Genomic DNA, 13,606 nt, shown 5'->3' with positions numbered 1-13,606 from the left:
CTTAACTGCGCCCGGTTCAGCCACGCTGCCAGGTGATCTCGCCATCACAGATTGTAACCTGTGCTGCGGCCCGGGTGATATCCGCAGGAGCCAGGGCTGTCAGATCGTGATCCATCACCACCACATCCGCCAGCATGCCGGGACTGAGCCGCCCTTTGCGGTCTTCGCGAAACTCTACCCAGGCATTGTCGCGGGTATAGCTTGCCAGCGTATCCATGAGGCTCTGGGTCTGATCGGACCACTTTTCGCCCATATCCAGCGGTGCAATCGCAGCTTTTATGTTCGGCATCACATCTACCGGCATCACCGGCCAGTCAGTGGAAAAAACCACCCTCGCACCCGCCGCGCGGATGTCCTGCGTGGCATAGGCGCCGGGGATCTGATGATCATGCAGATATTTGCTGACACCGGTGGGTGGAAAGATGTGTCCCTTGGGCGAATGACCGGGCTGGATCGAAGCCACGATATCCAGTTCGGCAAGGCGCGGGATATCATCTGTGTGCATCACCTCAAGGTGTTCGATGCGGTGGCGGCTGTCGCGTTTGCCGTTGGTCTTCAGCGCTGTTTCATAGGCATCTATCGTGCGGCGCACGCCCGCGTCTCCGATGGCATGCACGGCGATCTGAAACCCGAGCCGGTCGGCCTCGACACAGGCGGCTACAAAATGCTCCTGGGTAAAGACCTCATCGCCCGCATTGCCATCCGCGCCCATCGGACCGGGATAGGGCTGCAGCATCAGTGCAGTCCCGCTTTCGACCACACCGTCGATGAACATCTTTACATGGCTGCACCAGACCTTTTCGCCGGTGTAATCAGCATGCATGGACACCGCCTCTTCTGCGAGACGTTCCACCTTGTCGGTGCCTTTGAGGTGAAAGGGCACGGCCACACGGCAGGGCAGGCGACCTGCGCGCTCCAGATCGCTCAGCAGTTCCAGCTGGTAACGGTTGCCGTCCATACAGTGCAGCCCGGTGATTCCCTGTTCGGCACAGTGCCTGAGACCTGCGGCAATCACATCCCTGTCGGCGGCGCGCTCAGCCTCCGAGGGCGCCGGCACAGGATCGCGCCCGGTCACGAGACCCGCCATCTCGCGCCCGCCGTGGTTGGTCATTTTCAGAACCGGCCCGTAAGCGCCCGGTTCCAGCAACTCGCCGCTGGCCAGGCCATCCCCGCCCATGACGATCTCCGATCCGGCATCGACCGCGCCGCCCTGCAAAAGCCCTGCTTCCTCAAGAGCGGCGGTATTGGCCCAGACGGTGTGGTGATCCGGCGCAAACATCGCCAGTGGCCGGTCTGGCATGATCACATCAAGATCGTGCCGCGTGAGGTTCTTGCCGGTGCCGAGGATCGCGTAGTCCGCCATCACGCAGAACACCAGCCTGTGATCGGGGTTTGCGGCGGCATAGGGGCGGATTTTCTCCGCCATCTCGTCGCGTCCGTGCACACCGTAAAGGTTCAGACAGCTCAGCTCGAAAGAGCCGCCGAAGAGATGCACATGGCTGTCGATAAAGCCGGGCAGTACGGTTGCGCCCTTTGCGTCGATCACGCGGGTTTCCGGGCCGGCCATAGCGCGGATCTCATCGCTCGTGCCAACGGCCGCGATCCTGTTGCCGGCGATGGCCAGGGCCTCAGCGCCCGGCATTGCGTCGTCAAATGTGATCAGGGCCCCGTTGAGGACCACAATATCGGGGGCGTTGGTCATATGTGACGTCTCCTGGTGGTGTGCGGCCCCGCGTGGGGGCGGAGCCGCAAAGGATTTACTTCTGAAGCTCGGTCCAGATCGCGGTATAGAGCTTGGTCGCCTCAGGCGGGCAGGTCTTGGCCACATAAGCCGCCGCTTTGAGATTGTCAGGCACCACCACTTCGGGCGCTGTCTTCATGTCATCGGGCATGAACTCCTCGGAGCCTTTGATGCCGTTGGCATAGCGCGCAAAAGACGAAAGCATCGCCGCGTTCTCAGGCGCCATGATGAAGTTGAGGAAGGTCTTGGCCTCTTCCACGTTCTGCGCGTCCGACAGAATTGCCGCATTGTCCATCCACACCGGGAAACCCTCCTGCGGGTAGCCGAAAGCGATGTCCTCGTTCTGGTTGCGGGCCCGGAAAGACGCGCCGTTCCAGTTCACACCGGCAGCCAGGTCACCCTTGGCGTATTTCTCGATATTGCCGTAATCCATCGACAGCCAGTTGGGTTTAGCAGCCTGCAGCACATCACGGACCTGCTTGAGCACCTCTTTGTCAGCCGTGCACTGATCGCCGCCGACATAGTGGATCGCCATGCCCATCACATCGTTCATCTCAGGGACCACGTTGATTTTGCCTTTGAGCTCTTCCGGCGGGTCGAAGACAACTGCGGCTGTGTTGATATCGCCGTCATAAACCGAGGTGTTCACGGTCACGCCAACGGTGCCCCACTGCCATGGCACCGTGTATTTGCGGCCCGGGTCGAAATCCACATCGACCCACTGCGGATCCATGTGTTTGAAGTTCTCCATCTCATTGGGATTGGATTCCATCAACAGGCCTTCGCCCACGAAGATCGGAATGTAGGTGCCCGAGGGGACAACAATATCAAAGCCATGGCCGCCGGCCTTGATCTTGGCCAGTGCGGTGTCGTTGCTGTCATAATCGGTGATTGTGACTTTGATGCCGGTCTCGGCCTCGAACTTCTCGATCATCTCGGGGCTGGTGTAGTTGCCCCAGTTATAAATGTTCAGCTCACCCTCCGCGAGGGCGGGCGTCACAAGGCCCAGCGTCAGGGCCGTGGTTACGAGTGCTTTTTTCATTTTTGTACTCCTGTTGGTTTTTGTTGTGTCGTTCAGTTCTTCATTTTGCTCAGCACGGTAAAGGCGATGACCATCGCCACGGATATCGCCAGCAATGCCGTGGATATGGCATTGACCTCTGGTGTCACCACGCGGCGCAGCTGGCCGAGCATATAGGTGGGCAGCGTATCCTGGCCTGCGGATTTCACAAACTCCGTGATGACCACATCATCGAGCGAGATCACGAAGGCGAGCATAGCGCCTGCGAGAATGCCCGGCCAGAGTTGCGGCAGGGTGATGCGCCGGAAGACCTGAAAAGGCGTCGCATAAAGATCGGCTGCGGCCTGTTCCAGCGACAGGTCCATACCCTGCAGCCGTGCCCGGATAGGCAGATAGGCAAAGGGAATGCAGAATGCGGCATGCGCGATGATAAGATACATCAGCCCGGTATAGCCGGTGGCCACCTTGATCATGGCAAAGAAGATCAGGAGCGCCACGGCGGTCACAATTTCAGGCACCATGAGCGGCTGGTTGATCATCGCGAAAACGGCTGACTGGCCTTTGAATTTTCGCGTGCGGGTCGTGGCGAGCGCTGCCAGCACCGCGACGGAGGTGGAGATGACCGAAGCCCAGAGAGCAATGATGAGGCTGCGCACCGTGGCTTCCTGTACCTGCTCGTTTTCCCAGGCGGACTGATACCAGCGCCAGCTGAAACCTTCCCAGATGGCGATCGAGTTGCCGGCGTTGAAGGAATAGATCACCAGCAGAATGATCGGCAGATAAAGCAGCACAAAGCACAGCATCGCAATGGCGGTAAAGCCGGGCTGGCGGTGGATGCTGAAACCGGTGCCCTCAGCCATGTCGCACCTCGTTCTCACCAGCCGTGCGTACGTAAACCATCAGCGCGATCATCACGATGGCCAGCAGCGTGATTGAAAGCGCCGCCCCGAGTGGCCAGTTACGGCCCTGACCAAACTGCAGCTCAATGAGGTTGCCGATCATCAGCTGGTTGCCGCCGCCCATCACGCGCGGCGTCACATAGGCCCCCAGCGAGGGCACGAACACAAGGATCGAGCCCGCGATCACCCCCGGTTTCACGAGCGGCAGGATCACCCGGCGCAGCACTTTCAGCCGCGTCGCGTAGAGGTCATAGCCTGCTTCAACAAGGCTGAAATCAAGCCGCTCCATTGAGGCATAAAGCGGCAGCACCATCAGCGGCAGATAGACATAGACCATGCCAACAAGGATAGCGAATTCGGTGAACAGCATCTGTATCGGCTCATCGATAATGCCCAGAGCCATCAGCACCGTGTTGACCGTTCCCTCGTTGCGGATGAGCTCAACCACGGCAAAGGTGCGGATCAGCAGGTTGGTCCAGAACGGGATAATAATCAGCAGCATCCACAGATCACGCTGCTTTTTCGGACGGGTTGCGATGAAGTAAGCCGTTGGAAAGCCGAAGAATATGCAAAAGAGCGTCGTCAACAGCGAGAGTTTCACCGAGCGCCAGAAGATGCTCAGATGAGCATCGGAAAATCCCAGCGTATCCTCGAAGATATCACGCTCGAAAACCACGTTGAACCAGGCATCCCAGGAAAACTGCCATTCCACGCCACCGTAGGCACCAGCCGTGAGAAAGGAATAGACCAGCGTGATGAGCAGCGGGCCGCTCGCGGCAAAGACCAGTATGACCAGCGCCGGCGTCAGAAGCAGCCAGCGGGTGCGGCTTGCGTGCTTAGCGGCCGAAGAGGAGAGATCGCTCATCGCATCAGTCCCGCAGCACCTGGCCCGTCAGCGGCGGAAAATCCACGCTGACACGGGTGCCGGCCTGCAGATCAGAGGCCACATCAGGCCGGTTCTGGCGGCGCACCACAAAGGCCGTTCCGTCATCGAGTGCGACGTGAAAATGCGTATCCGTGCCGAAATAGACGACCTCGCGCAGATCCCCGCTCAGCAACCCGTCATTACCGGCACTGATACCCGCATGCTCGGGCCGCACGGCAAGCGTGATTTTGCGCCCGCTCTGTGTCTCTTCCGGCGCGGGCGCGGGCACGGTTTTGCCCGAGGTGAGCCGCACCTCAGCATGGCCGTTTTCCGTGGAGATGATTTCGCCGGCGAGAAAGTTGGTGTCGCCGATGAAATCGGCCACGAACCGCTCGGCGGGGTGGTCATAAATATCGCGCGGCTGACCGATCTGGCGCACTGAGCCTGCGTTCATCACCGCAATGCGGTCCGACATGGTCAGCGCTTCTTCCTGATCATGGGTGACAAAGATAAAGGTAATGCCGGTTTCGGTCTGCAGCCGTTTGAGCTCAAGCTGCATTTCCTTGCGCAGCTTGAAATCCAGCGCGCTCAGCGGCTCGTCAAGGAGCAGCACCCTGGGGCGGGGCGCCAGTGCCCGGGCCAGGGCCACGCGCTGTTGCTGACCACCGGAAATCTGGCTTGTCTGGCGGTCGGCCATTGCCTCCATCTTAACCAGCGCCAGCATCTCATCCACGGTCGCTTTGATCTCATCCGCCGGTTTGCCCAGCATCTCGAGCCCAAAGCTGATGTTCTGCGACACGGTCAGATGCGGGAAAAGCGCATAGCTCTGAAAGACGGTATTCACCGGGCGCTTGTGCGGCGGGCTGTCCAGAAGGTTCTCACCATGCATCGAAAGCGTGCCGGCTGTGGGGTGTTCAAAGCCTGCAATCATGCGCAAAAGCGTTGTCTTCCCGCAGCCCGACGGCCCCAGCAGGGTGAAGAACTCATTATCTCTGATGTCGATGCTTACCCCGTCGAGCGCCACAACAGGCGGGTCGCCAGGATAAACTTTGCGCAGATCGCGCGCACTGATCGCAGGTGTCACGTAGGTCAGCCCCCCGGGTTTGGGTATCGATACTCGGACCGGGATCCGTATTCGTCCACCCGCTTGTGATCATTGCGTGGATGTTTTACCAGAAAAATACCCCCACAGGGGTATAGGCTGCCTGATTCCGCATCATTCCGGGGTAGAAATACTGGAAAAACTCAGACCAAATGACGTCGCGCGCCTGCAAACCGTCATGGGCCATACGTCGGATTCGTCGTTTTTCGGGCATTTTCGCAATCTGCTCAGAGCGCGGCTGAAGTTTGATACATTCCTGATCCTTCGCTTTGGCCCCGAAGGCCGCCCCGAAGCTTATGACAACTGGCTTGCCGCCCCGTCGCTCAGACGCAAATACCCCGATCAGTATCTCGACGGCGCCTACCGGCTCGACCCGTTTTTCCGGCACCGTGACAGGGTGGAGACGGATGGCATGTTCCGCCTTGCCGATATCGCGCCAGACCGGTTTTTCGCCGGCGAGTATTATTTGCAGTATTATCAACAGACCCGGATCCGCGATGAGGTCGGCTTTCTTGCCCGGACCGCCGACGGGTCGGTCGCACATCTGTCGATGAGCCGGCTGGATGGCTCAGGGACATACCGTCGGCGCGAACTGCAGTGTCTGCGCTATTTCAGCCCGCTGATCACCGAGCTGCTGCGTCAGTACGTGTCCTGGCGGGCGCCGGGTCAGGTGGCCCGGCCGGTTATCCGTGCGCCGCGCCCGCTCGAAGAGCTTATCCGCGCGCATTTGCGGTCCACCCGCGCGACCTCTCTGACCCCGCGCGAGGCGCAGGTGTCAGCGCTCATCCTGCAGGGGCATTCGAACCTGTCGGCGGCACTCGCGCTGGGAATTTCGCGTGAGACCGCCAAAGTCCACAGGCGCAACATCTACCGCAAGCTCATGATTTCATCGCAGGCTGAGCTTTTCGCGCTGCTTACCGATCTCTTCTGATGCCGCTGCGCCACAAAAATAGCCCGCGTTACCGACCAGGCTGCGCGGGCTTTGACTGTCCTGATCCCCGATAAGATCAGCCGATGATCCCGTTCAGCGTGGACGACGGGCGCATTAAGCTTTCGGTTTTCTCCGGATCAGTGTGGTAGTATCCGCCGGTATCAGCCGGCCGTCCCTGAACGGCTGCGAAATCCGACACGATTGTCTCTTCGTTTTCTGCCAGCGCCTGTGCGACCGGCGCGAAATGAGCGGCCAGATCAGCGTCTTCTGTCTGTGCCGCGAGCGCCTCGGCCCAGTAGAGTGCAAAGTAATAGTGGCTGTCGCGGTTGTCAGGCTGGCCCACGCGGCGGCCGGGCGATTTGTTGTTATCCAGAATGCCCTGGGTCGCCACGTCAACGGCCTTGCCCAGCACGCGCGCCTTTGGGTTGTTGCGCACATCCGCGAGGAATTTGAGGCTCTCGCCAAGCGCACAGAATTCACCAAGCGAATCCCAGCGCAGATGATTTTCCTCCATCAGCTGCTGCACGTGCTTGGGCGCGGAGCCCCCGGCACCTGTCTCAAACAGCCCGCCGCCGTTCATCAGCTTTACGATCGACAGCATCTTGGCCGAAGTGCCGAGCTCCAGGATCGGGAAGAGATCGGTGAGATAATCGCGCAGCACATTGCCGGTGACAGCCACTGAGATACCGCCCTTGCGCACCGTCTCGAGCGAGGCGCGGGTGGCTTCACGCGGTGCCATGATCTGAAACCTGCCGGCCACGCCTTTGGCCTCGAGGATCGGACGCACATAGCGGATAAGCTCGGCGTCATGCGCGCGGGTCTCATCCAGCCAGAAGATCGCCTCGCAGTCTTCTGCGGCCTGACGGTCGATTGCCAGTTGCACCCAGTCTTCAATGGGCGCTTTGCGCGTCGAGGCAGAGCGCCAGATGTCGCCTGGCTCCACCGCGTGCTCATGCAGTACGTCGCCATTCGCAAGGACCATGCGCACGGTGCCTGCGGCAGGTATCTCAAAGGTCGTAGGGTGCGAGCCGTATTCCTCTGCCTTCTGCGCCATCAGGCCGATGTTCTGGACGGTGCCCGCAGTCGACGGATCAAGTGCACCTGTCTCTTTGAAATAGCGGATGGTTTCGTCATAGACTGCGGCATAAGAGCTGTCAGGAATGACACAGTTTGCATCCGCCTCTTTGCCGTCCGGGCCCCAGCCCTTGCCGCCCGCGCGGATCAGCGCGGGGATCGAGGCGTCGATGATCACATCTGAGGGCACGTGCAGGTTGCTGATGCCCTTGTCGGAGTTGACCATATACATCGGCGGGCGCTGTTCCATAACCCTGTCGATCTCCGCGAGGATCTCGGCCGATTTTGGCGCGCCTTTCACGGTGTCGAGCAAAGCGCCAAGGCCGGAGTTGGGGTTAACCCCCGCCGCCTCAAGCTCTGCGCCGTATTTCTCGAAAACCGGCTTCAGAAAGGCTTTGACCGCATGGCCGAAAATGATGGGGTCGGAGACTTTCATCATCGTGGCTTTGAGGTGAATGGAAAACAGCGTGCCGGCCTCTTTGGTCTCGGCGATCTGCTCTTCGAGAAAGGCGCTGAGTGCTGCCGCCGACATGAACGTGGCGTCCACCACGCAGCCCTCGGGAAACTCAATGCCGTCTTTCAGCACGGTCACGGTGCCGTCTGCGGCTTCGTGCTCGATGCGCACCGGGCCGGCCTGATCTGCTGTGAGCGTCGCGGATTTCTCGTTGGAGCGGAAATCGCCGCCCGACATGGTCGAAACCACGGTCTTGCTGTCAGCGCTCCAGGTTCCCATGGAATGCGGGTTGGACTGCGCGTAATTCTTGACCGCCACGGCGGCGCGACGGTCGGAGTTGCCTTCGCGCAGCACCGGGTTCACCGCCGAGCCCTTGATCGCGTCATAGCGCTTGCGGGCCTCTTTTTCCGCATCTGTCTGCGGTGTCTCAGGATAATCGGGGATGTCATAGCCCTGCGACTGAAGTTCTTTCACCGCTGCCGTCAGCTGTGGCACGGAAGCCGAAATGTTCGGCAGTTTGATCACATTGGCCCCGGGCGTTTTCACCAGCTTGCCCAGGATCGCCAGATCGTCGCTCTGGCGCTGCGCCTCTGTCAGGCCTTCGGGGAAGGCGGCGATAATGCGTCCGGCCAGCGAAATATCCCGTGTGCCCACGGTGACACCTGCCGCGGCAGCAAAGGTCCGGATGACCGGAAGCAAAGACGCTGACGCCAGTTCAGGTGCTTCGTCCACTTTGGTGTAAATGATATCCGCGTTGTTTTGATCCGACATGTTCTCTGAGCCTTTCCTGATGCTGCCCCCGGATTAAACAATTGCCTGACCGGGGTCCACAGGGCAGCGGTGATTTTCGGTCGGGCTACCGCAAATCGCCCGGGACCGGCCGTTCTGTGCCACCGGCGTTGCAGCGGAAGATGCGCGGGGACACCGCCAGAGCCGCGCCGCGGGCGTCTGATCGCGGTGGCAGCTACAGCCGGACAGTCAGGTCCGGGCATTGAGTGGGGGCAGGGGCCGGCGATGCCGGCCGGTTACCGGTGAGGATGCCGGACTGCAACAGCGGTCGCAATTCTTTGCGTTGTTAGTTACAAAAGTAACTGTTAGGGCATCAGATGAACGGGAGGATCCAATGAACACACTGGCTGATTTTTCAGGTCTTACCCAGGCCCCGTCGCTGCCCGGGCCGCATGCGGGATATATGCCCGGTTTTGGCAATGATTTCGAGACAGAGGCGCTGCCCGGCGCGCTGCCGCAGGGCATGAACAGCCCGCAGAAATGCAACTACGGCCTTTACGGCGAGCAGCTGAGCGGCACCGCTTTCACCGCGCCCGGCCACCAGAACGAACGTACCTGGTGCTACCGGATCCGGCCCTCTGTGAAACACTCGCACCGCTATGCGCGCATCGACGTGCCGCACTGGAAAACCGCGCCGAATGTGGTGGATGGTGTAACCAGCCTCGGCCAGTACCGCTGGGATCCGGTGCCGCACAGCGACCAGCCGCTGACCTGGATCACCGGCATGCGCACCATGACGACCGCCGGCGATGTGAACACTCAGGTGGGCATGGCCAGTCACATCTATCTCGTGACGCAAAGCATGAAGAACTCTTATTTCTTCTCCGCCGACAGTGAAATGCTGGTCGTGCCTCAGGAGGGCCGTCTGCGGTTCTGCACCGAGCTTGGCATTCTCGATATCGCGCCGGGCGAGATCGCCATTCTGCCGCGCGGGCTGCTTTACCGCGTGGAGGTCGCCCAGGGCCCCTGTCGCGGATTTGTCTGCGAAAACTACGGCCAGAAGTTCGAGCTTCCGGGCAGGGGGCCAATCGGTGCCAACTGCATGGCAAACCGCCGCGATTTCAAAGCGCCGGTCGCTGCCTTTGAAGACCGCGAAGTGCCCTCCACGGTGACCATCAAATGGTGCGGGCAGTTTCACGAGACGCAGATCGCTCAGTCGCCGCTCGACGTGGTCGCCTGGCATGGCAATTACACCCCGGTGAAATACGACCTTTCGACCTATTGCCCGGTCGGGGCTGTACTCTTCGACCACCCCGACCCGTCGATCTTTACGGTGCTCACGGCGCCGTCGGGCCAGCCCGGAACCGCCAATATCGATTTTGTGCTGTTCCGCGAACGCTGGATGGTGGCCGAAGATACTTTTCGTCCGCCCTGGTATCACAAGAACATCATGTCCGAGCTGATGGGAAACATTTACGGCCAGTATGACGCCAAACCCAAAGGCTTTGTGCCGGGCGGGATCAGCCTGCACAATATGATGCTGCCGCACGGACCGGACAAGAATGCTTTTGAAGGCGCATCCAATGCAGATCTGCAGGCGGTAAAACTCGACAACACCATGTCTTTTATGTTCGAGACCCGTTTCCCGCAGCATCTGACGGAGTTTGCCGGCAAGGAGGCCCCGCTTCAGGATGATTACATCGACTGCTGGGAGAGCATAGACAAGAAATTCGACGGGACACCGGGCAAAAAATGAAACTCTGGTCTTTCTGGCGCTCGACCACGTCGTTCCGGGTACGTGCCGCACTGGGTCTCAAGGGCGTGCCCTTTGAGACTCTCTCCGTCAATCTGATGAAGCACGAACAACTGAGCGATACTTTCGGTGCAATCAGTCCCGGGCGCGGCGTGCCGGCGCTCGGCCTCGAAGACGGGCGTATCCTGACCCAGTCGATGGCTGTTCTCGACTATATAGAGGCCACCTGGCCCGAGCCGCCGATATTGCCGTCCGATCCTGTGTTGCGCGCACGCGTTCTGAGTGCCGCTCACACTGTCGCACTCGATATCCACCCGGCCAACAACCTGCGCCTGCTGGCAGAGCTGCGCAGTCGTTTTGGCGCAACAGAGGACCAGATCCGCGACTGGATGCACCACTGGATGCGCGACGGGTTTACAACGCTCGAGGCGCAGCTGAACCCGGACACAGAATTTTCGTTTGGTGCCGCGCCCGATGTCTGTGATCTCTGTGTGACCGGCCAGACAATCAACGCGCATCGTTTCGGTCTGGATCTCGCGCCCTGGCCAAAGGTGCGCCGCGTCGAAGCCGCCTGCCTTCAGGTGCCCGCGATCGTGGCGGCGCTGCCCGAAAACCAGCCCGACGCTGAGCCCGCCCCATGAGCGGGCTGATCCGGTCTTTTCTCGCGCCGGCCAATACGCCTGAGACGCAGTTTCCGCTCAACAATCTGCCCTGCGGCGTTTTCTCAGACGCAGAGCCGCCGCGCTGCGGGATGGCCATTGGTGACAGCATCCTCGATGTGCAGGCGCTGGAGGCGCGGGGGCTTTTGCGGTTTGGTGGCACGCTGCAGACCGGAGAGTGGACGGAATTTATGGCGCTGGGCCCGGACGCCTGGAGCAGGCTGCGCCATGATGTTACCGGCCTTCTGGCTGAAGGCAGCCCGCAGGAGGCAGCAGTGCGCCCGTTTCTCCGCCCGCAGGAAGGCGTCGTGCTGCACATGCCGTTCCGCGTCGCGGAATACACCGATTTTTACGCCAGCCGCCATCATGCGACCAACGTCGGAACCATGTTCCGCGGGGTGGATAACGCGCTCCCTCCCAACTGGCTGCATATGCCAATAGGCTATAACGGACGGGCGTCTTCCGTCGTCGTGTCGGGCACGGATGTGCGCCGCCCCTGGGGTCAGGTGAAGGGCCCCGATGACAGCGCGCCGCGCTTTGCTCCTTCCGCCCGCTTTGACATCGAACTGGAGCTTGGTGCTGTGGTCGGTGTTGCCAGTGACCACCCGCTGAGCGTCACAGAGGCGGATGCGGCCATTTTTGGCTACGTGCTGCTCAACGACTGGTCGGCGCGCGACATTCAGGCCTGGGAATATCAGCCGCTGGGACCTTTCCAGGCAAAGGCGACCGCCACCTCGATCAGCCCGTGGATTGTGATGAGCGAAGCCCTCAGGCCGTTCCGCTGCGACACGCCGGCGCGTGTGGTGCCGCTCCCCGATCACTTGTGCGACGCGGGGCCTATGCTCTTTGATATCGGTCTGGAAGCAGCCCTGGCACCCGCGGGCAAAGCCGAAACGATCATCACCCGCACAAATTATAATGAGATGTATTACTCCGCCGCCCAGCAGCTTGCGCACCACACGACCTGCGGCTGTCCGATGCGCACCGGTGATCTGCTGGGCTCCGGCACAATTTCGGGGCCGCAGAAGAAAAACCGCGGCTCTCTGCTTGAGCTCAGCTGGGGTGGAAAAGAACCCCTGACGCTCGATACCGGTGAGCCGCGGAGCTTTATCGAAGACGGCGACCGGCTGACCCTGCGGGGCGCGGCGACAGGTGACGGATACCTCGTGGGGTTCGGCAGCTGCACCGGCCGCGTGCTGCCGGCGGTAAATGACCCGTATGCCCGGGACGAAACATAAGACACGCCCTGACGGCGGGAAAGGAGACTGATATGGCCAAAGCCTTCGCCTCGCAGGGGGATATGACGGAAAAAAAGATAACTTTTGACGAGATCGGCGAGGGGCTCTGGGCTTTTACCGCCGAGGGCGATCCCAATTCCGGCGTGATCATCGGGGATGATAGCGTCATGATCATAGAGGCCCAGGCGACACCGCTTCTGGCCGGTAAGGTCATCGAAAGGGTTCGTTCGGTAACCGACAAGCCGATCACTCACCTCGTGCTGACCCATTATCATGCGGTCCGCGTCCTAGGCGCCTCGGCCTACGGGGCGGATCAGATCATCATGTCCGATACTGCGCGCGCGATGGTGGCAGAACGCGGCCAGGAAGACTGGGACAGCGAGTTTCAGCGCTTCCCCCGCCTTTTCGAAGGCCATGAAAGCATCCCCGGCCTGACCTGGCCCACCACCACTTTCAGCCGCTCGATGACGGTGTATCTCGGCAACCGCCGCGTCGACATCAGCCACCCCGGACGCGCCCATACGGCCGGGGACGCAATCGTTTTCGTCCCGGATCAGAACGTCATGTTCACCGGTGACATCGTTGAGGATCGTTCTGCCTGCTATTGCGGTGACGGGCATTTCAGCGACTGGGGCCGTACGCTCCATGTGATTGCGGAACGGGATGTGGATGCCATCGCGCCTGGTCGGGGCGGTGCGCTCATCGGACAGGAAGCTGTGACGCGCGCCATCGCATCCACGCGCGATTTTCTGGACAGCACCTATGCGCCGGCCGCACGTGTGGCTGCAAGGGGCGGCAGTCTCAAAGACGCCTGGGACGCGGTGCGCGCCGCCTGTGACCCGAAGTTTTCGGATTATGCGATCTATGAGCACTGCCTGCCCTTCAACGTCTCGCGCGCCTACGATGAAGCGCGCGGCATGGATACGCCCCGTATCTGGACCGACAAACGAGATCTGGAAATGTGGGAGCAGTTGCAGGGATGAGCCGGGATCCTGCACAGACAGATCATGCGCAGGATCCGGCCTTTCGTCTTTATCCCTACGAAAAACGCCGCAGACCCGCCGCAGAACCGGAGCACCACCCGGTCGTGGTTGTGGGTGCCGGGCCGGTGGGCCTTGCAACCGCGCTGGATCTGGCGCG

General features: G+C 60.8%; 11 protein-coding genes. 5 read left to right on the top strand and 6 right to left on the bottom strand.

Annotation, left to right across the window (positions count from 1 at the left end; genetic code table 11):
* Nucleotides 1–16: 16 nt before the first annotated feature.
* From Q0M35_RS12495 to Q0M35_RS12475, 5 genes are read right to left on the bottom strand one after another with little or no spacing between them, the layout of a single operon-like run.
* Nucleotides 17–1,702 carry an amidohydrolase gene (locus Q0M35_RS12495; protein ID WP_295315764.1) on the bottom strand — a complete coding sequence of 562 codons (1,686 nt, stop codon included), beginning with the start codon at nucleotides 1,700–1,702 and terminating at the stop codon, nucleotides 17–19.
* A 55-nt stretch (nucleotides 1,703–1,757) separates the two neighbouring features.
* Entirely contained in the window at nucleotides 1,758–2,783 is a 1,026-nt protein-coding gene (locus Q0M35_RS12490) for an extracellular solute-binding protein (protein WP_295315761.1), read from the bottom strand.
* 32 nt (nucleotides 2,784–2,815) lie between these two features.
* Complete coding sequence (locus tag Q0M35_RS12485) at nucleotides 2,816–3,622, bottom strand: ABC transporter permease (RefSeq protein WP_295315759.1); 807 nt, start codon at nucleotides 3,620–3,622, stop codon at nucleotides 2,816–2,818.
* A complete protein-coding gene (locus tag Q0M35_RS12480) occupies nucleotides 3,615–4,526 on the bottom strand; it encodes an ABC transporter permease (protein WP_295315756.1) in 912 nt (303 codons plus the stop codon). Before Q0M35_RS12480 ends, Q0M35_RS12485 begins: the two co-directional genes overlap by 8 nt.
* A 4-nt stretch (nucleotides 4,527–4,530) precedes the next feature.
* On the bottom strand, nucleotides 4,531–5,598 hold the full coding sequence (locus tag Q0M35_RS12475; protein ID WP_295315766.1) for an ABC transporter ATP-binding protein: 1,068 nt from the start codon (nucleotides 5,596–5,598) through the stop codon (nucleotides 4,531–4,533).
* A gap of 208 nt (nucleotides 5,599–5,806) precedes the next feature.
* Between Q0M35_RS12475 and Q0M35_RS12470 the strand changes: the two genes are divergently transcribed.
* On the top strand, nucleotides 5,807–6,559 hold the full coding sequence (locus tag Q0M35_RS12470) for a helix-turn-helix transcriptional regulator (RefSeq protein WP_295315754.1): 753 nt from the start codon (nucleotides 5,807–5,809) through the stop codon (nucleotides 6,557–6,559).
* 76 nt (nucleotides 6,560–6,635) lie between these two features.
* Here the strand turns inward: Q0M35_RS12470 and Q0M35_RS12465 are convergent, their stop codons facing one another.
* On the bottom strand, nucleotides 6,636–8,858 hold the full coding sequence (locus Q0M35_RS12465) for an NADP-dependent isocitrate dehydrogenase (RefSeq protein WP_295315751.1): 2,223 nt from the start codon (nucleotides 8,856–8,858) through the stop codon (nucleotides 6,636–6,638).
* Between the two features lie 352 nt (nucleotides 8,859–9,210).
* Here Q0M35_RS12465 and hmgA point away from each other — a divergent pair, with 352 nt between their 5' ends.
* Genes hmgA through Q0M35_RS12445 form a run of 4 tightly spaced genes read left to right on the top strand, consistent with a single transcriptional unit; the run spans nucleotide 9,211 to nucleotide 13,449 of the window.
* The gene (hmgA, locus tag Q0M35_RS12460) at nucleotides 9,211–10,572 is read left to right on the top strand and encodes a homogentisate 1,2-dioxygenase (protein WP_295315749.1); all 1,362 of its coding nucleotides are present in this window, start codon (nucleotides 9,211–9,213) and stop codon (nucleotides 10,570–10,572) included.
* The gene (gene maiA, locus Q0M35_RS12455) at nucleotides 10,569–11,210 is read left to right on the top strand and encodes a maleylacetoacetate isomerase (RefSeq protein WP_295315747.1); all 642 of its coding nucleotides are present in this window, start codon (nucleotides 10,569–10,571) and stop codon (nucleotides 11,208–11,210) included. The genes hmgA and maiA overlap by 4 nt, the downstream gene beginning before the upstream one ends.
* Nucleotides 11,207–12,466: a fumarylacetoacetase gene (fahA, locus tag Q0M35_RS12450; RefSeq protein WP_295315745.1), complete on the top strand. Its 1,260-nt coding sequence runs from the start codon at nucleotides 11,207–11,209 to the stop codon at nucleotides 12,464–12,466. The genes maiA and fahA overlap by 4 nt, the downstream gene beginning before the upstream one ends.
* 32 nt (nucleotides 12,467–12,498) lie before the next feature.
* Nucleotides 12,499–13,449 (top strand): MBL fold metallo-hydrolase, encoded by a 951-nt coding sequence (locus Q0M35_RS12445; RefSeq protein ID WP_295315743.1) that lies wholly within the window; start codon nucleotides 12,499–12,501, stop codon nucleotides 13,447–13,449.
* Nucleotides 13,450–13,606: the final 157 nt, after the last annotated feature.

Source organism: Roseobacter sp. (assembly GCF_024639605.1).
Taxonomy (GTDB): domain Bacteria; phylum Pseudomonadota; class Alphaproteobacteria; order Rhodobacterales; family Rhodobacteraceae; genus Roseobacter.
Note: the sequence above shows the minus strand (reverse complement) of the source record. Positions and strands in the feature narration are given on the sequence as shown.